Source organism: Streptomyces sp. HNM0574 (assembly GCF_012726235.1).
In the GTDB taxonomy this organism is placed as follows: Bacteria; Actinomycetota; Actinomycetes; order Streptomycetales; family Streptomycetaceae; genus Streptomyces.
On record NZ_JAASAH010000018.1, the window covers coordinates 1 to 17,026 of the forward strand.

16 protein-coding genes are annotated in these 17,026 nt (G+C 73.0%); 4 read left to right on the forward strand and 12 right to left on the reverse strand.

The features are described 5' to 3' along the window. The first annotated feature begins 287 nt into the window (after positions 1–287). Positions 288–1,202 carry a universal stress protein gene (locus HCC30_RS24265; protein ID WP_169444905.1) on the forward strand — a complete coding sequence of 305 codons (915 nt, stop codon included), beginning with the start codon at positions 288–290 and terminating at the stop codon, positions 1,200–1,202. Positions 1,203–1,867: 665 nt separating this feature from the next. Here the strand turns inward: HCC30_RS24265 and HCC30_RS24270 are convergent. The 11 genes from HCC30_RS24270 to HCC30_RS24320 all read right to left on the reverse strand — a co-directional run bounded on the left by HCC30_RS24270 (position 1,868) and on the right by HCC30_RS24320 (position 13,488). After that, positions 1,868–2,620 (reverse strand): chitinase, encoded by a 753-nt coding sequence (locus HCC30_RS24270; protein ID WP_169444906.1) that lies wholly within the window; start codon positions 2,618–2,620, stop codon positions 1,868–1,870. 442 nt (positions 2,621–3,062) lie between these two features. After that, positions 3,063–3,437: a hypothetical protein gene (locus HCC30_RS24275; RefSeq protein WP_169444907.1), complete on the reverse strand. Its 375-nt coding sequence runs from the start codon at positions 3,435–3,437 to the stop codon at positions 3,063–3,065. 235 nt (positions 3,438–3,672) lie between these two features. After that, entirely contained in the window at positions 3,673–4,089 is a 417-nt protein-coding gene (locus tag HCC30_RS24280; protein WP_169444908.1) for a peptidase inhibitor family I36 protein, read from the reverse strand. A 112-nt stretch (positions 4,090–4,201) separates the two neighbouring features. Further along, positions 4,202–4,942 carry a class I SAM-dependent methyltransferase gene (locus tag HCC30_RS24285; protein WP_169444909.1) on the reverse strand — a complete coding sequence of 247 codons (741 nt, stop codon included), beginning with the start codon at positions 4,940–4,942 and terminating at the stop codon, positions 4,202–4,204. Positions 4,943–5,013: 71 nt separating this feature from the next. After that, positions 5,014–5,640 carry an isochorismatase family protein gene (locus HCC30_RS24290; protein ID WP_169444910.1) on the reverse strand — a complete coding sequence of 209 codons (627 nt, stop codon included), beginning with the start codon at positions 5,638–5,640 and terminating at the stop codon, positions 5,014–5,016. Positions 5,641–5,773: 133 nt separating this feature from the next. Next, positions 5,774–6,970, reverse strand: a complete 1,197-nt coding sequence (locus HCC30_RS24295) for a cytochrome P450 (RefSeq protein WP_169444911.1) — start codon at positions 6,968–6,970, stop codon at positions 5,774–5,776. 44 nt (positions 6,971–7,014) lie between these two features. Further along, a complete protein-coding gene (locus HCC30_RS24300) occupies positions 7,015–8,259 on the reverse strand; it encodes a cytochrome P450 (RefSeq protein ID WP_169444912.1) in 1,245 nt (414 codons plus the stop codon). Next, positions 8,256–11,357: an amino acid adenylation domain-containing protein gene (locus HCC30_RS24305; RefSeq protein ID WP_169444913.1), complete on the reverse strand. Its 3,102-nt coding sequence runs from the start codon at positions 11,355–11,357 to the stop codon at positions 8,256–8,258. Before HCC30_RS24305 ends, HCC30_RS24300 begins: the two co-directional genes overlap by 4 nt. Positions 11,358–11,434: 77 nt before the next feature. Beyond that, positions 11,435–11,893, reverse strand: a complete 459-nt coding sequence (locus tag HCC30_RS24310) for a pyridoxamine 5'-phosphate oxidase family protein (protein WP_169444914.1) — start codon at positions 11,891–11,893, stop codon at positions 11,435–11,437. A gap of 146 nt (positions 11,894–12,039) precedes the next feature. Then, complete coding sequence (locus tag HCC30_RS24315) at positions 12,040–12,405, reverse strand: hypothetical protein (protein WP_169444915.1); 366 nt, start codon at positions 12,403–12,405, stop codon at positions 12,040–12,042. 153 nt (positions 12,406–12,558) lie between these two features. Next, positions 12,559–13,488 (reverse strand): LysR family transcriptional regulator, encoded by a 930-nt coding sequence (locus HCC30_RS24320; protein WP_169444916.1) that lies wholly within the window; start codon positions 13,486–13,488, stop codon positions 12,559–12,561. Between the two features lie 100 nt (positions 13,489–13,588). Here HCC30_RS24320 and HCC30_RS24325 point away from each other — a divergent pair, with 100 nt between their 5' ends. Beyond that, positions 13,589–14,818 carry an MFS transporter gene (locus HCC30_RS24325; protein WP_240979856.1) on the forward strand — a complete coding sequence of 410 codons (1,230 nt, stop codon included), beginning with the start codon at positions 13,589–13,591 and terminating at the stop codon, positions 14,816–14,818. Here the strand turns inward: HCC30_RS24325 and HCC30_RS24330 are convergent. Beyond that, positions 14,790–15,641 carry an isocitrate lyase/phosphoenolpyruvate mutase family protein gene (locus HCC30_RS24330; RefSeq protein WP_169444917.1) on the reverse strand — a complete coding sequence of 284 codons (852 nt, stop codon included), beginning with the start codon at positions 15,639–15,641 and terminating at the stop codon, positions 14,790–14,792. The genes HCC30_RS24325 and HCC30_RS24330 overlap by 29 nt on opposite strands. Positions 15,642–15,705: 64 nt before the next feature. Between HCC30_RS24330 and HCC30_RS24335 the strand changes: the two genes are divergently transcribed. Both HCC30_RS24335 and HCC30_RS24340 read left to right on the forward strand, forming a co-directional pair. Further along, positions 15,706–16,380, forward strand: a complete 675-nt coding sequence (locus tag HCC30_RS24335; protein ID WP_169444918.1) for a winged helix-turn-helix domain-containing protein — start codon at positions 15,706–15,708, stop codon at positions 16,378–16,380. Positions 16,381–16,458: 78 nt separating this feature from the next. Further along, positions 16,459–17,019, forward strand: a complete 561-nt coding sequence (locus HCC30_RS24340; RefSeq protein ID WP_169444919.1) for a GNAT family N-acetyltransferase — start codon at positions 16,459–16,461, stop codon at positions 17,017–17,019. Positions 17,020–17,026: the final 7 nt, after the last annotated feature.

The following is a 17,026-nucleotide window of genomic DNA, read 5'->3' on the forward strand; positions in this document are numbered from 1 at the left end:
CGGAAACCCAGGCAGGCCGGAACGCGGAAGGCCGGACACACAGCAGGGCCACCGGCAGCCCAGACAGAACGGCAGGCCCAGGAACCAGGGCCCAGGAGATGAGACCCGGGAAGCAAAGGCCCAGGAGGCCGGGGCCCGCCCCACCTCAGCACACGACACCGCAGGCCGCGCGCGCCCCTCCCCCGCCTGAGCGTCCCCCGCCCCGACATGCACCCCCCCACCACCCCCCGGCACCCTGACCTGAGAGCGGCCAGGACCGGCCGCACCCGGGAGCGGAGGTGGGCACCATGACAACAGCCGAGACACCCAACGGCGGCCGGGTACTGATGGCGGCCGACGGCTCCGAGGCCGACGCCGCGACCGCTGCGCTCGCCGCACACGAAGCACGCCTGCGCAGCTGGGCGCTGCATGTGGTGCATGTCCTGCCCTGGCCCATCGCCGCGAGCATCCGCACCACACTGCCCCCGCCCAGCAGTGCCCTCCACCAGCACGCAGAACAGATCGTGACCGACGCGGCACACCACGCCACCACCGCCCAGCCCGAGGTTCCCCTCTCCCGGGAAGTCATCGTGGGCCAGCCCTTCACCGACCTCACCGCACAGGCCCACCAGGCGGACCTGACCGTCCTCGGCAGCAGCGGACGAGGCGCCCTCGGCTCAGCCGTGGAATCCGTCGCCGTCTACCTGAGCGCGAACACCACCTGCCCCATCCTCGTCCAGCGCGGCCGCCACCAACCCGACGGACCCGTTCTCCTGGCCACCGACGGCTCCCCCGACAGCCACGCCGCAACCGACTTCGCCTTCACCGAAGCCGCCCTGCGCAACGCCCCCCTCCTCGCCCTGCACATCGCAGCCCCCCGCCCCGGCCCCGCTCCCGCCGGCATGAACGCCATGGACACCCTCCTCTTCGAAGACCCTCCGGACCCCGACGACACCGACGCCCAACACGCGACCGAACAGGCCCTAGCCGCACACCGCGAAAGACACCCCCACCTCGACGTCACCGTCCGCACCCAGCGAGGACGCGTCAGACCCGAACTCATCGACGCCAGCAACCACGCACAACTCCTCGTCCTCGGCGCCCGCGGCAGAGGCGGCTTCGCCGGACTCCTCCTCGGCTCCGTCAGCCAAGCCCTCCTCCAACACGCCCACTGCCCCCTCACCGTCATCCGCCACGACCACACCACAACCCAACAGACATGACCCCCACACGGCACCACACGCGCTAGAGACCGTTCAGACCAGACACGAAGCGGCCACCAGCCAGCTGAACAACCCACCACACCCCGGCACCCACGCCGTCACCCCCACCGAAAAGGGAGGCCAACGGCGCATCTTGCGCCTGGTGTACGAGGTGAGCCAGGGACGGACGGAAGGCTGAGCCACGCGGCCGCATCCAACTCCGCACCAGGCCAGGCGACCTGGGGTCGCCCCCTCCAGCCGACGTCACCACAGCGAGAAGGCCGGGGCCCATTCCGGCCCGGAAACCACACCGGGCCCCCATCGACCCGCCCGAGGCGAAGCCCAGCCCCCTCAACAGCACCTCCGCACAAGCAACATGCCCCTGGCCCGGCGGCCGGGCCGGGAACGAGGTGCGTGTGGTGGCCAGGAAGAAGCAGTTCGACGTGGACATCGCGACCCTGCACCCGTCACCCTGAAAACGGGCACAGAGCGGACCCGACCACGCCACCTCACCAGACAACGTAGCGGCCCCCGGCCCACGCCCGGCAGAGACAACGCCCGCCCCCACCCGCACACCTACGCGGCAGGGGAGACCGGGGAAGAGACGCGGTGGCGGAGCCGCCAAAAGGGCTCCGCCACCGGGACGTTGGAGGATCAGGGACGCCAGCGCGCCGGCCGTCCCCGAATCAGCAGCTCAGATTCCCACCGGGCTCCACGCCGAGGAGCTGCGCGAACCGCTTGTAGGTGTCGACGCGGCTCTGCACCTGACCGGGGTTGCCGCCGTCGCATTCGAGGGTGCCGTTGATGGCACGGATCGTCTCGCCGAACCCGGCCCCGTTGACCATCGCCTCGTGGGGCGTCATCGTGCCCGGACCGCTCTGGGTGTTCCAGTACCACAGGCCCGTCTGCCACGAGACCGCCGCGTCGTTCTGCACCAGGTCCGGGTTGTTGAGGAGGTCGATGCCCAGCGCGTCACCGGCCGCCTTGTAGTTGAAGTTCCAGCTCAACTGGATCGGGCCACGACCGTAGTACTTGTCCCGCCCCGCCGGACAGCCATAGGGCTGGGAATCGTCGCAGTAGTGCGGGTAGTTCGAGGTGTCCTGCTCGACGATGTGCACCAGCCCACCGGTCTCATGACTGACATTCGCCAGGAACGCCGCGGCCTCCTGCTTGCGTACGGTTTCACTCCCGGTCCGGGTGAATTCCGGATACGCCTTCAGCGCCGACGTCAGACCGCTGTAGGTGTAGAACGCATTCCGGCTCGGGAACATCTCCTCGAACTGAGCCTCACTCACCACGAACTCCTCCGCGGCCGAGCCCCCTTCCCCCTTCGCCCCCGACGTACCACCGGCGTAACCAGCCGACGCCGGCCACGCAAAAGCCAGCAACGCCACAGCCGAGGCAAGGGCGGTCACGATTCCGAGCATGCGCACACGCATCTATCCACTCCCAGAAAGAGGGCACACCGGAGCCGGACGACAGCCCGCAAGAACCACGGACGCAGCGAACACCCCGGACTTCGTTGGCCTAGACCATAGCGACAGACATGACCCCGTCAAGACCACACCGGCCACCGCACCCCAGGGCCCCACGACCACGCACGGCTCACCAGCCGGCCCGCGAACACCCGGGCCACCACCCGTCACGTCAACAAGACGGCACAGGCGGCCCGTTCGGACAGCGCGACGAACCCCGGACCGGCACCGGCAGAACCCCCACTGGAAGGACTCAGCCGACCAAAGCCGGACCCGCCACCCGACCCCAGGGCAGGCAGACACCCCGGACCCGGCGAGCTGCCCAAACGCAGTTGGGCCGGCCCGAGCTCCCGGTGGGAAGGAGCTCGGACCGGCCCAAGTCAGAACACCCTGGCCGGATCAGCGGTTACGGCTTCACCAGCATGATCGAGTTGATCGGGGTCATGTCCTTCTCCAGGTAGGCGTTGGCCGGGAGATGACCCTGGCAGTCCCCCGTACCGTTCGCGCCGGTGCAGGTACGGGCCGTCGCACCACCGGTCTGGTTGTTGAACAGGAAGTGCTTGCCCGTCTGGCCCTGGATGTTGTGCGCCCCGTAGCTGTGGAAGGTGTGCGACGGACGGTCGTTGTTCCAGCCCGCGTTCTCCGGGTACAGACACACTGCACCCGAAGGGCAACCGTGCGAACTGGCCTGAGTCTGGGCGGCGTTGGCGCCGGTGACGCCGATGGATGCCAGAGCACCCACGGCGAAGGTGAGCGCGGCGGCCTTGGCGATCTTACGCATGTCATTTCCCCCTGTAGTTCATTCTCTTGCGGTCCACGACCCCGGACGATGCGAACCGGACGGCCGTACATCAGCTACACGCACGAGCAAGCCCACCCGTATGACACCAACTCCGGGTGACCCGCATCACACGCAGCGACCCCTCGGCGCCAGAGCCGGACGAGGCGGGAGCGGCCACGGTCGGCGGACTCGAACCCAACCGGCTTCGCCCGCACGACGCCCCGCCCGATGCTGGTCAGCGCCAGCTCGCGACCCGCGGAGCGCCGATGGCGTCGAAGTTCGGGACCCCCGTGTCCGGATTGAGGGTGCCGCCCTTGCCCTCGCAGCCCACCTTCGGGAAGAAGGTGTAGACGTCCCGGCTGTGGTTGTAGACCGAGGCGGCCGGGATCGGCGTGTCCCCGCAGGTGGGCATGTTCCACGGATCGACATTCACCGGAGTACCCCGGTAATCCCGGTCCGGGTAGAAGCACACCTGCTCGGCCGGGCACGACGCCTCGGCGCGAGCCTTCGCCTCCGCCTGGGCAGCAGCGGACCGGACGGTGGGCTTGGTGGTCTGGGCCGAGGCGGTGGCCGGTGCGGCAACGGCCCCCAAGGCGCCGACAGTGGCGATCACACTCAGCGCGGCGGCCAGCTTCTTGCCGGTAGTACGCATCTCGCTCTCTCCCCGTGTGGTGGTGAAACACTTTCCGCTCCACACACGGCCGGGGCGGGCAATCCGTACGACACCAAGCGATGTGACCTGCATCACATGGGGGGGGCTGGGGTCAGACCGGCTTCCGCCACACCGAGACGTGCTTCACCGAATCCCCCGTGAACGACGACCCGTCCCAGTCCCCGACACGACGCTCCAGATCCAGCCCAGCAATACGAGCCATCAGGTCCAGCTCCGCCGGCCACACATACCGGTGCCGGGAGTGACCGCGACGGTAAGGCCCCTCCCCGCCGTCACGAGTGAAGTGATGCGAAACCAGGGTCTGTTCCACCACGTCGACGGTGTCGAAACCCAGGTGATCCTCCGACACGTCAAAAGGCACCGCCACCTGACCCGGCGGAAGGAACCGCAACGGCGGCACCCCCAGCTCGATGACGAACCGGCCACCCGGACCGAGGTGCCGTGCCGCATTGCGGAAGCATTCGACCTGCTCGTCCTGGGTCAGCAGGTTCGAGATCGTGTTGTAGACCAGATACACCAGGGAGAACTCGCCGGGCACCACCGTCGTGGCCATGTCCCCGATGACGACCGGCAGTGTCTCCTCGTCCACCTTGCGGCGCAGTACCGCCGCCATGTGCTCGGACAGTTCGATGCCCGTCACCGGCACGCCCCGCCGGCGGAGCGGAACGCCCACCCGTCCGGTACCGATGGCGAATTCCAACGCCCGGCCCTCCCCGGCCAGTTCGGTCAGGAAGCCGAGCGCCGGGGCCAGGGCGGCGGGTGAGGAGATCGCATGTTCCTCGGTGTCGTAGCGGTCGGCCATTGCGCGGGTCCACAGCTCGCTGCTTGTCACAAGCCGTCACCCTGCCGCGCGCGACGGGCAGTTGTCGACGCAAGTATCGTCCCCTGCGGGAGCGGTGGGCATCACGCGCGGGCGGGGAGGTCGTTCAGGCGGGGGAAGTACCAGCGCATGATGGTGCGCAGACGGTCGGCGTCCGGGCGTCCCCAGTCCCGCTGCAGTTCCGCGGTCAGGGAGATCGCGGTGACGGGTCGGGCTCCCGCGTGCACCATCCGCTGCATGGCGCTGTCGTGGGCGGCGGGGCTGATGCCGCCGATGGCGTCCGCCACGGGGTAGATCTCGTAGCCCTCGCGCAGCATGTCCAGGGTGGGGAAGGCGACGCAGACCTCGGTCCACAGGCCGGTCATGAGGATTTTTCTGCGGCCCGTGGCCTCCACCGCGGCACGGAAGTCCGGGTCTTCCCAAGAGTTGAGGGTCGTGCGGTCGATCTCCTCGGTCTCCGGCAGGGCTCCGCGCAGCTCCTCGATGGTGCCGCTGTTGGCTCCGAGTTCGACGCCGACCGTGGTGAGGACCACCGGCAGCCCGTAGGCCGCGGCCGCGCGGGCGACGGCCGTCACGTTCAGCATCAGCTCCTCGTGGCCGATGGAGGCGACGGTGCCGACCTGTTCGGGCTGGTAGTCGATGAGGACGAGTGCGGCGTTGTCCGGGGTCAGCAGGTGGTCGTCGCTCCGGGGCGGGGTCTCGCCGGACATGGGGCCTCCTGGCTCGGCGGTGGCGGGCGGCCCGGCGGCGGGTGCCGGGCCCGCGACCACTACACACCCGCGCCGCGCCGCAGCCGCCGAGGGACACACACCTGTGCCCCGGACGCAGCCGCCCGGACCGGGCTCACCAGGTGACGGGAAGGCGGGCCGGCATGATCGCCATCCGGTCCGGGTACCAGGGCACCTCCTCCACGGGGACGTCGAGGCGGAGGTCCGGCAGCGCGTCGAAGAGGACGCGGAAGGCGACGGCGGACTGCTTGCGCACCAGGTGGGCGCCCGGGCAGTGGTGGCGTCCGTAGCCGAAGCGCAGGTGGGGGTTGGGGCTGCGGGCCGGGTCGAAGGTGTCGGGCTCGGGGAAGGCGGCGGGGTCGAAGTTGGCCGCGTCGAGGGAGAGCAGGATCAGCTCGCCCGGCGTCGCCGAGGCCGTCTCCAGCTGTACGTCCTCGGTGACGAAGCGGGGGATGGCGTTGCCCAGTACGACGCTGTAGCGCAGCAGTTCCTCGACGCACTGCGGCATCGTCTCCGGGCGGGCGCGTACCGTCCGTACGGCGTCCGGGTGGCGGAGCAGGTTGAGTGCGGCGACGCCGAGGAAGCCGGCGAAGTCCTCGTAGCCGCTGACGAAGAGAACGGCGAGGATGTTGGACAACTGGCTCTCGGTGAGGCGCTGTTGGCCGGTGTTGAGGTCGGCGAGGCGGTCCGCGAGGCCGCGGGGGCTGCCGGGGGTGCGGGCGGCCGTGTGGGCCGCCATGTAGGCGCGGATCTCCTCCCAGTTGCGGGCGAGTTCCTCGTTCGAGTACGTCACCATCGTCAGGTCGGTGTCGGCACGCTGCGCCAGCCACGCGTGGTCCTCGAACGGCAGGCCCAGGGTGCGGCACAGGCACTGGGCCGCGACCCACTCGGCGAAGTGCAGTTGCAGGTCTCCCGGGGCGCCCCGGTCCGTCATGTCGGCCAGCCCCTCGCGGGTGATCTGCTCCACCCACTCCGGCGGCAGCTCCGGCTGGTGACGGCCGAGCGTCCTGAGCACCTCGTCGCGCAGGCCCGCCCGCTGAAGGTGGTTCATCGCGTCGAGCAGTTCGGGGGCCAGGATGGGCGCGTCCTGCTGCGGGCTGTCCTCGTCCGCCAGCGCGGAACGGGCGAAGGAGCGGTCGCGCAGAATGCCCTGCGCCGTCTCGTACCCCGTCACCAGCCACGCCTCGCCCCCGGCGTTGGTGCGTACCCGGGCGACGGGGCACCGGCCGCGCAACTCCCCCAGTTCCGGGGCGAGTCGGTCGCCTTTGGTGCTGAACGGATAGTGCGGCAGGGACGTGTGCGGTGCGGTCACGGGAGTGTGGACCTCGGCTTCCGGAGAGACGGACGGGGGGACGGTCACCAGCGGACCGGCAGGCGGGCCGGGGCGCGCAGCGGTGTGGACTCGTCCCAGGGCAGGGAGGCGGCCGGTTCGGTGAGTTCGATGTCCGGCAGGCGTTCCAGCAGGACCTGGATGACGGTGGCCAGTTGCAGACGGGAGAGGTGCCCGCCGGTGCAGGCGTGCGGCCCGTGGCCGAAGGCGAGGTGCGGGTTCGGGGTGCGGGCCAGATCGAGCCGGTCCGGGTCGGTGAACGCGCGCGCGTCGCGGTTGGCCGATGCCGGTACGGGGATGACGGCGTCGCCGGCCCGGATGTGCCGGCCGTGCAGGGTGAGGTCCTCGCGGGCGACGAGGATGTTGATCGCGTTCATCAGCGGGACGTAGCGCAGCAGTTCCTCCACCGCGGGGCCGATCCGCTCCGGTGCGTCCCGCAGGCCGCGCAGCTGTTCGGGGTGGGTGAGCAGGGCCAGCAGGGCGTTGCCGGTGTGCTGCATGTTCGTCTTGTAGCCGGCCATGAGCATGGTGACGACGAAGCTGACGACGTCGTCCCTGGTCAGTCCGCTCCCGGGGCGGCGGGACTCGGTCAGGAGCAGCCGGATGTAGTCCTCGCTCTTCTCCTCGTCCTCCTTGCGGGCGACGAGGTCGGAGGCGTAGTCCTGCAGGGCGTACAGCGCCTGGAGGACCTTCTCCATGGGCAGTCCGGCGGCGCCGAGCAGGGTGAGGGTGTGCGGGAGGTAGCGGTCGCGGTCCTCGTGGGGCAGGCCGACGGTCTCGCAGAGGGCGCGCAGCGGCAGCGGTTCGACGTACGCGGGGACGAGGTCGGCGGTCCGGGCGGCTCCGGCGTGCGCGGTCATCGTGTCGAGGAGTTCCTCGGCGATGGCGCGTATCCGGGGGGCCATGAAGGCCAGCCGCCGGCGGCCGAAGAGGGGGAGCACCGCGCGGCGTACGCGTTCGTGGTGCGCGCCGGTCATCTCCAGGAAGGTGGGCAGGCACGGTGGGGGCGCGTCGGCGCCCTCGCGGGGCGGCCAGGAGGAGAGCAGCGGGCGGATCAGCCGGGGGTCGGCGAAGGCGGCGCGGGCGTCCGCGTACCGGCTGAGCAGCCAGCCCGTCTCCCCGTTGGGCAACTGGGCCCGGACGACGGGCTGTTCGGACCGCAGCCGCGCGTACCCGCACGGCGGCCCGGCCGTCCCGGGCTCAGCGGCGGGCACGGGGACGAGCGGCCCCGCACCGAGCCGTACGTCCGTGTCCTGTTCGCTGACGCTCATGCGGGGGACTCCTCTGTTCCGGCGGGGGCGGTGGCGGGGCGGGTGAGGTAACCGGTGGTGAAGAAGTGCTCCAGGTAGCGGTCGAGGAGGGCGGCGTCGACGGGCGGGCAGGTCAGTCCGCTGCCGGAGAGCGCCCGTTCGGTGTTGTGGCGGCCGAGGGCCGGGAAGGTGTCCTTGAGGTACATCTCCTTCACCGACATGTCGGCGCCGCGGCTGCGGTCGACGCACAGCGAGACGAACGGTGCCGTCGCGCTCGTCGGGTTCTGGGCGACGTGCCGCACCAGTTCCCCCACCCACTCCCCGTACGGCAGCGTCCGCAGGGCGAAGCCCGCGGCGCGCATCCGGTCGAGGACGTCGCGGAGCATGCCCGGGCGGGGGTTGGTGAGGTGGTGGACGCGGCCCTCGGCCGGGCGGCGGGTGGCGATGTGCACCAGGGACTCGGCGAGATGGTCGACGGGGACGAAGTCCATCGGCAGCTCGATGTCGGGGGCGAGACCGGTGTCCGCGATCATCTTGAACAGGGAGCAGATGGCCGTCTCGGTGTTGCACACCCCCGACGCGCGGTCCCCGGTGACCTCGTACGGCCGGTACACCGCGACGGGCAGCCCCTGCTCGGCCGCGCGTTTGAGGACTTGCTCGGCGACCCATTTGCTCTCGGCGTACCCCATGGTCAGCGCCTCGGGGTGGGCGAGCGGCAGGTCCTCGCCGACCTCGCGGACGCCGGCGGCGCCGAAGCCGGCGAGGACGGCGACGGTGGAGACGAAGTGCACCGGCACGCGGCGCGGTGCGGCGATGCGGATGACCTCGCGGGTGCCGTCGACGTTCGCGGCGCGTAACGCCTCGTACGGGTAGAGGAAGTTGACCTGTGCGCCGTTGTGCACCACCAGGTCCAGCCGGGCGGCCAGTTCGGCGCGGTGTTCGGGCGGCAGGCCGAGGCCGGGTTCCGCCAGGTCGGCGGGGAAGCATTCGATGCGCTCCCGGGCGGCCTCGTCCGGCCGCAGCCCGTACCGGGCCAGCGCGGTGCGCACCCGCTGGGCCGCGTGCGCCCGGCCCGAGGCCCGCACCGGGCAGTGCACCCGTGCGCGGGTGGTGCGCAGCAGCCGGTCCAGCAGGTACGCGCCGACGAAGCCGGAGGCGCCGGTGAGCAGGACGTGCCGGGGGTCGCCCGGGCTGGGGGCCGGGCCCTCGGCGGGCGGGAGGGCGAAGCCGAGGGCGGTCTCGGCGGCGAAGTCGACCGCCGGGCCGGCCCCGGCGCTCCGTCCGGCGCCGCCGCGCGCGGTGCGCACGGCCTCGGTGAACCCCTCCAGGCTCGGCGCCGCGAGGAGGGTTCTGACCAGCGTCGACCCGTACGCGGCGTCGATGCCGAAGACGGTGAGGGTGCGGGTGACGACTTCCGAGGCGAGCAGGGAGTCGCCGCCGAGGAGGAAGAAGTCGTCCCCCGGCGCGGGGCGGATGCCCAGGACCCGGTGCCACACCTCGGCCACCACACCGAGCGTCCCCTCCGGTGCCGGCCCCTCCGGTGCGGCGGGCTCGTGGCGGGCGAGGTCGGCGGCGGCCGCCAGCCGGGCCCGGTCGATCTTGCCGCCGCTGGTGACGGGGAAGTGCTCCAGCGGCACGAGGGCCGGCACGGCCTGTGCGGGCAGCCACTGGGCGCAGTACGCGCGCAGCGCGGACAGGGACACGGGACGGTCCGGGTCGACGGGCGTGACGTAGGCGGTGAGCGCGTCCGGCCCGGCCTCGACCGCGGCCTCCCCCACCGCCGGGTGGGCCCGCAATCTGGCCTCCACCTCGTCCAGTTCGACCCGTACCCCGCGCAGCTTCATCTGGCGGTCCAGCCGCCCCCGGTACTCCAGCAGCCCCTCGTCCGTGCACACGGCGCGGTCCCCGGTCCGGTACAGCAGTCCGTCCGGTTCGACGGCGGGCAGGGAGACGAAGCGCGCGGCGGTCAGCTGCGGGTCCCCGAGGTAGCCGAGGGCCAGCCCGTCCCCGCCGACGTACAGTTCGCCCTCCTCGCCCGGCGCGGCGGGAGTGCCGTCCGGGCGCAGGACGTGGCAGGTGGAGGCGCCGAAGGGGCGGCCGAGGGGGACCTGGCCGGCGTCCGCGGGCAGCGGGCTGAGGATGTGCGCGCTGGAGACGACCGAATTCTCCGTCGGCCCGTAGAAGTTGACGACCGTCGTCCGGGGGCAGGCCGCGAGGACGGCGTTCGCGAGGTGCGGGTCCATGGCCTCCCCGCCGGCCGAGACGAACCGTAAACCGGCCAGCGCCTCGGGGCGGCTGCGGGCGACGAGGTGGAAGACGCTGGTCGTCAGGTAGGCCACGGTGACGCCGTGGTGGCGCAGGAGTTGCTCCAGCGCTGCGGGGGCGAGGAGTTCCTCGCGTTCGGCGAGGACGAGGCAGGCGCCGGTGAGCAGTGCTCCCCAGATCTCGATGGTCGAGGCGTCGGAGGACAGCCCGTAGGCGTGCAGCACCCGGTCGTCGGGTCCCGGCGGCGGGATCTCCGTGTCGGACAGCACGAGGCGGACCACGCCCCGGTGCGGCAACGCCACCGGCTTCGGCCGGCCCGAGGTGCCGGAGGTGAACGCCACGTACGCGCAGTCGGTGCCCGCGGGCTCCAACTCGCCTGCGGGAGCGGCCTGTTGCTCCCCGTCGAGGGAGAGGTGCACCCGCAGACCGCGCACCCGGCGCGCGCTGCCCGGCAGGGTGACGGCGACCCGCAGCCCGGCGTCCTCGGCCATGGCGCGCAGCCGGGCCGGCGGCAGTCCGTCGTCGAGCGGGACGTACGCGCAGCCGGCCTTGAGGATGCCCAGCATGGCGACGAGGGCCTCGGGCGAGCGGCCGCCGCAGATGCCGACCGGTTCACCCGGTTCGGCTCCGGCGGCGCGGAGGCGTGCGGCGAGCGCCCCGGAGCGTGCGTCCAGTTCGCCGTAGGTCAGGGTCCGCTCGCCCTGGCGGGCGGCCGGTGCCTGCGGGCGGGCCGCGGCCCGGTCCGCGAACAGTGCGTGCAGCGTGCGGTCCCGTGGGTAGCCGCGCGCGTCGGGGCTCGGAGCGGTGCTGGGGGGACGGTGCCGGGGGCCTCTCGGGGCGTCGACGTCGGGCATCTGTGGTCCCTGGTCCTTCTCTTCGTTCGCTTCACTTCTCGTCGTGCGCGTCGGGGTCCTGGGGTCGGGAACTGCGGTCAGTCGGCGAAGCCGGCCGCGAAGGCCGCGAAGTCGGCGGTGCGCCAGCGTTCGGGGCGCATGCGGAAGACGACGTCGTCGGTCAACTGGTCCGTGGTGGCGGCGAGATAAGCGCGGGCCTCGTCGGGCGCCAGGTAGCGGAGGGCCAGGCCCTCGCGGACGGCCGGGTCCAGCGGGTCCGCGGTCCCGGTGACGGGGCCCTCGACGCTGACGTACCGGTACGGCGGGTTCTCGTCCTGCACGCAGAGGCTGAAGCGTCCGGCGGCCCGCAGCAGCCTGCCCTTGACCGACTCCCTGCCCGTCTCGACGACGACCTCGCCCCCCGGCTCGTACCCGTACCAGACGGGCACCACCAGGGGTGCGCGGCCGGTGCCCCGGGAATCGGAGACGCCGAGGAGGCCGACACGGGGGGCGGCGAGGAACCGTTCGCGGTCCTCGCGGGACATGGCAGGCAGCATGCGTCCAACTCCTTGCTCTGACCGATTCCTTCACGGCCGTGCGCTCTTCCGTCAGGATCGGTGAAGCAATGCGGGAGAAGCGGAGCTATCGGCCGCAAACCACCCATTTGAGGTGTCCTGGGCGGGCGGACGTCCGCACCTCCGCCTCAGAAGCGGCGCTCCCACCAGCCGGGAATCTCCGGGTCCGCGCCGTACGTCGCGTTCAGCACACGCAGGTCCACCGCCCCGACCACGGCGGCGAACTCGCGGCGGGCGCGGCGGGAGAGGGAGCGGAGCACGTGCTCCAGTCCCCATCTGCCCTCGGGCGGGCCGTAGAAGCAGTGGGGGCATGCGGAGTGCCCGCCGCCCTCGTCCTGTTCGACGGGCCCTGTGTGGTGCCGGCGACGGGAGCACATCGCAGCCGCCTGGAGTTTCCAGCAGGCGAGATCGCGGGCGGCTTCGCCCGGCAGTCCCCAGGCACGTTCCAGGCGATGGATCTCCGCCAGCGTCGCCGCGGACACCCCGTCGATCACGGAGTACCTCTGACGCCTGCGCGGAGGGAGAGGGAGAGCGGCCCGCACGGCCGCGGGCGGCCTACGCCCCATCGCTCCCGGAGAACCGGGCGCCGGCCCGGGCTCCACTGGATTCGCGCGGCGCTCCTTCCGCCGTGCACAGCTCCTGTTCCCTCACCCTCCCCCACCGCGCCCGATACGCGGCCCCAGTTCGCGGGCCAGGGCGAGGGTGAGGGCGCGGAAGACGGGGATCTCGGGGTGGGTGCGGGGGGTGTGGTCGGCGCGTACGGCGAGGTAGCTGCTCTCCCAAGGGGCGTCGAGGACGGGGACGAAGACGGCGCCGGGCCAGGCGTAGTAGCGCGCGAAGGAGGCGAGGCCCGAGCCGGCGGCGCGGCCCGTGACGACTCCGGTGAGGACCTCCTGCGGGGTGAGCGCGGTCTCGGTGCTGCGGCGGGGCGCCTCGTCGCCGAAGTAGAGGTACTCGGTGAAGGGGCGCGGGGTGTGCGCCGGGACGCGGAAGAAGGGCAGGTGCGCCATGTCGGCGATGCGGAGCCCCTCGCCGCGGGCGTCGGCGTAGGGCGAGGAGCGGTGGACGACGACGATGCGCTGTTCGGTGGTGAGCACGTCGGCGGTGACGCGCTCGTCGTCCGGGGCGGGGCGGACGAAGGCGACGTCGACGCGGTCCTCGACGAGGGCCGAGGAGTGTTCGGTGAAGTCGAGCTGGCTGATCTCGACGGGAACGTCGGGGCGGGCCCGGTGAAAGGCGCTGATGGCGGCCGGGGTGAGTTCGGCGGAGCCGTGGCCCATGATGCCGACCCGGAGCGGGCGGGCGGTGCGCGGTCCTTCGGCGGCGAACTCGGCCATGTCCTCGCGGGCGGCCTCGGCCGCGGCGAGCAGCCCGCGCGCGTGCCCGGCCAGCCGCTGTCCGGCGGGGGTGGGCACGGCGGGCGGGCCGCGGTGCAGCAGCCGTGCGCCCGTCTCGCTCTCCAGCTTCGCCACGTGCTGGGTGACGGCCGCGGGGGAAAGGAAGAGCCGTCCGGCCGCCTTCCCGAAGTGGCCCTCGTCCACCACCGCGAGGAACGACCGGAGCAGGCGAAGATCCATACCTTTCAGCGTACGACGGGTGGCGGGGCGGTAGGCAGCGGCGTTCAGGAATCGTGAACGCGTGCGGCGCGGGGGCCGGGCCGGGCCGTACACAGGTCTCATGACCTGCACAGATGCCACCGATGTCCGCCCGCGCTCCGCTCCCCCGGCTCCGGGGGCCGGGCTACCCCGGCCCGGGGTGCGGGCGGCCTGGATGATGATGGCCTCGGGCTGGAGCGCGAACCAGTTCTCCGCGCTGCTCGGCTCGTACCAGAAGGGGCTGGGGCTGGCCGGGCCGACGGTGACGGGGCTGTTCGCGCTGTACGTGCTCGGGCTGATACCGGGGCTGCTGGCCGGTGGTCCGCTGGCCGACCGGTTCGGGCGGCGGCCGGTGGCCTTCGCCGCGCTCGCGGTCAATCTGCTCTCCAGTCTGGTGCTGATGGCCGGTTCCGCCGTGCCGGGCCTGCTGCTGCCCGGGCGGCTGCTGACGGGGGTCGGGGCCGGGGCGCTGCTGGCGGCCGGGAGCGCGTGGGTGAAGGAGCTGTCCGGCCCGCCGTACGCGGTGGACGACGGTTCCGCCGCCAGGCGCTCCGGCCTGTTCGTGTCGGCGGGCTTCGCCTCGGGCGGTCTGGTCGCCTCGCTGATCGCGCAGTGGGCGCCGTTCCCGCTGGTCAGCGCGTATCTGCCGCATCTGGTGCTGGCCGTTGCGGCGGCGCTCGTCGCCCGTGGGGCGCCGGAGACGCGGCCGGAGCCGTCGGCGCCCGCGCGTGCGGCGGACCCGTCGCCGGTGGACTGGCGGCGGTTCCGCCGCGCGGTGCTGCCCCTCGCCCCGTGGATCTTCGCGGCCCCGACGATCGGTTTCGGCACGCTGCCCGGCCTGGTCGACGGCGGGCTGGACGGCTGGCGGACGGTGTACGCCGGGGTCGCCACCGCGGTGGTGCCCGGCGCGGGGATGCTCGTCCAGCCGGTGGCGCGGCGGCTGGCGGCGCGGCACCGCATCGCCACCGGCTTCGCGGGGCTGGCCGTGATCGCGCTGGGCCTGGCACTGGCGGTGCCGGCGGTGGTCCGGTCGCAGCCGGTGGCGGCGCTGGCCGCGGCGGCGGTGCTGGGCGCGGGGTACGGGCTGGCGCTGACCTTCGGGCTGACCGAGGTGGCCGTGCTGGCCCCGGCGCACCAACTGGCCCGGCTGACCGCGCTGTTGTGGAGCCTGGCCTATCTCGGCATGTTCGCCCCGTACGCGGTGACGCTGCTCGCGGGCGCCTTCCCCGTCCCGGCGGTCCTGGGCGCGGCGGCGGTGCTGGCGGCGCTGACCTGCGGGGCCTTCACGGTGCTGAACCGGCGGGAGGCGTAGGCCGGGCGGCCAGGCGGTCGACCTCGTCGTAAGTCGGGGGCGCGTCGCCGGGCGGCCGCTGTCCGGCGCGGACGGCGGTCGCCGTGGTGACGGCCGCGGCCAGGGCGGTGCGGTAGAGCAGCGAGCCGAGGCTGACCCGGCGTACGCCGAGCGCGGTCAGCTCGGCGAGGGAGGGTCCGGCCGCGGAGTACAGGATGTTCAGCGGTGCGGTGAGTGCCCCGGTCAGCGCCGCGATGGTGTCCGGGTCCGTGAGGCCCGGCACGAACACCCCGTCGGCGCCGGCCTGTTCGTAGTGCGCGAGGCGGGCGAGGGTCCGGTCGGGGTGGTGGCCGTGCCAGTGGGTGTCGGTACGGGCGTTGACGAACAGGCCGGGGGCGGCGGCCTTGACGGCGGCGATCTTGGCGGCGTGCAGGCGCGCGGGGGCGAGGGTGCCGTCGGGGCGGCCGTCCTCCAGGTTGATGCCGGAGGCGCCTGCCTCCTGCAGCGTGCGGGCCAGTGCGGCGACCTCGTGCACGTCGTCGCTGAAGCCGCCCTCGGCGTCGACGGTGAGGAGGAACGGGCCCCGCCCGAGCGCGCGGGCGAGTGCCACGGTCCTCGACGCGGTGGCGCCCGCGCCGTCCGGCAGGCCGGCGGCCGCGGCCACGCCGAGGCTGGTGGTGCCGACGGCCGGAAATCCCTGCTCCGCCAGGGCGGTTGCGGAGGCGGCGTCCCACGCGTTGGGCAGCAGCAGCGGCCCGTCGGGCTGCCGGTGCAGCCGGGCGAAGGCGTCCGCCGCGTACGTCCCGTCGGCCTGGTTCTCGTGCGTCTGCTCCGGGTGGCTCATGCCCTGACGTTAGGGCCCGGACGGTTCGGCGCCGGCCGAAGTGCGGGTGCGCCATGATGGCCGCATGTCACCGCTCGCCGAGACCGCCGGTCTGCTCGCCGACCGCACCCGGGCCGCGTTCTGCCTGGCCCTGCTGGACGGGCGGGCCTGGACGGCGGGTGAGCTGGCCCGGCATGCCGGGGTGCGGGCGTCCACCGCGAGCGAGCAGCTGTCGCGGCTGGTCGCGGGCGGGCTGCTGGCGGAGGAGCGCCAGGGTCGGCACCGGTACGTCCGGCTGGCAGGTCCGGAGGCGGCCGGGCTGGTCGAGGCCGTCGCGGCGTACGCGCCGGAGGACGCGCGCCCGCGCACCCTGGGGCGGTCCGCGCGGCAGGGAGCCGAGGCCAGGGCCCGGACCTGCTACGACCACTTCGCGGGCGAGCTGGGCGTGCGCCTGGCGGACGGGATGGTGGCCCGGGGCCTGGTGGCCGAGGACTCCGGCCTGGCCGTCACCCCGGAGGGCCGCGCCTGGCTGGCGGACGTGCTGGGTCACCGCCAACGCCCGGGCTCCCGGCGGCCGTTGGTGCGCGGCTGTCTGGACCGGACGGAGCGCCGGCGTCATCTGGCGGGCGTCCTGGGCGCGGCCCTGTGCGCCACGGCCTTCGACCGGCGCTGGGTGCGCCGCGTCGGCTCGGGACGCGCGGTGCTCCTGACCCCGGCCGGGGACGAGGCGTTCCGCGGGCTGCTGGACGTCCGGGCCTGATCCGGCCGCGGCGAAAAGCCGTGGACGGCCTGCCCTCGACCGGCGCAGGATGACGCGGGACGGGAGGGAGTGCTCACGGTGGACGTGTTCCTGGAGACCGAGCGGCTGATCCTGCGCCGCTTCACCGAGGCGGACGCCGACAGCCTGGTGGCGCTGGACGCCGACCCCGAGGTGATGCGTTTCCTCACCGGCGAGCCCACACCGCGTGCGGAGATCGAGAACGAGGTGCTGCCGGGAATCCTGCGGGACTACCGCGCGGGACGGGCGGGACGCTGGGCGGCCGTCGAGCGCGCCACCGGCGGCTTCGTCGGCTGGCTCAGCCTCCAGCCGCCCGAGGACGGCGGCACCGAGGAGGTGGAACTCGGCTACCGGCTCATGTCAGCGGTCTGGGGCCGGGGTTACGCCACCGAGGGAGCCCGCGCCCTGATCCGCAAGGGCTTCACCGAACTCGGCATGCGGCGGGTGTGGGCCCAGACGATGGCGGTCAACACGGCCTCCCGCCGCGTGATGGAGAAGTCCGGTCTCCGCCATGTGCGCACCTTCCACCCGGAGTTCGACGACCCGCTCCCGGGCAGCGAGCACGGCGAGGTCGAGTACGCGCTGCGGCGCACCGAGTGGGCCGCGCGCCGTCGCCCCTAGCGGGTGG

Coding starts and splice junctions, on each gene's coding strand:
- HCC30_RS24265 (WP_169444905.1), top strand. CDS start 288: ATGACAACAGCCGAGACACCCAACGGCGGCCGGGTACTGATGGCGGCC.
- HCC30_RS24270 (WP_169444906.1), bottom strand. CDS start 2,620: ATGCGTGTGCGCATGCTCGGAATCGTGACCGCCCTTGCCTCGGCTGTG.
- HCC30_RS24275 (WP_169444907.1), bottom strand. CDS start 3,437: ATGCGTAAGATCGCCAAGGCCGCCGCGCTCACCTTCGCCGTGGGTGCT.
- HCC30_RS24280 (WP_169444908.1), bottom strand. CDS start 4,089: ATGCGTACTACCGGCAAGAAGCTGGCCGCCGCGCTGAGTGTGATCGCC.
- HCC30_RS24290 (WP_169444910.1), bottom strand. CDS start 5,640: ATGTCCGGCGAGACCCCGCCCCGGAGCGACGACCACCTGCTGACCCCG.
- HCC30_RS24300 (WP_169444912.1), bottom strand. CDS start 8,259: ATGAGCGTCAGCGAACAGGACACGGACGTACGGCTCGGTGCGGGGCCG.
- HCC30_RS24305 (WP_169444913.1), bottom strand. CDS start 11,357: ATGCCCGACGTCGACGCCCCGAGAGGCCCCCGGCACCGTCCCCCCAGC.
- HCC30_RS24310 (WP_169444914.1), bottom strand. CDS start 11,893: ATGCTGCCTGCCATGTCCCGCGAGGACCGCGAACGGTTCCTCGCCGCC.
- HCC30_RS24320 (WP_169444916.1), bottom strand. CDS start 13,488: ATGGATCTTCGCCTGCTCCGGTCGTTCCTCGCGGTGGTGGACGAGGGC.
- HCC30_RS24325 (WP_240979856.1), top strand. CDS start 13,589: ATGACCTGCACAGATGCCACCGATGTCCGCCCGCGCTCCGCTCCCCCG.
- HCC30_RS24330 (WP_169444917.1), bottom strand. CDS start 15,641: ATGAGCCACCCGGAGCAGACGCACGAGAACCAGGCCGACGGGACGTAC.
- HCC30_RS24335 (WP_169444918.1), top strand. CDS start 15,706: ATGTCACCGCTCGCCGAGACCGCCGGTCTGCTCGCCGACCGCACCCGG.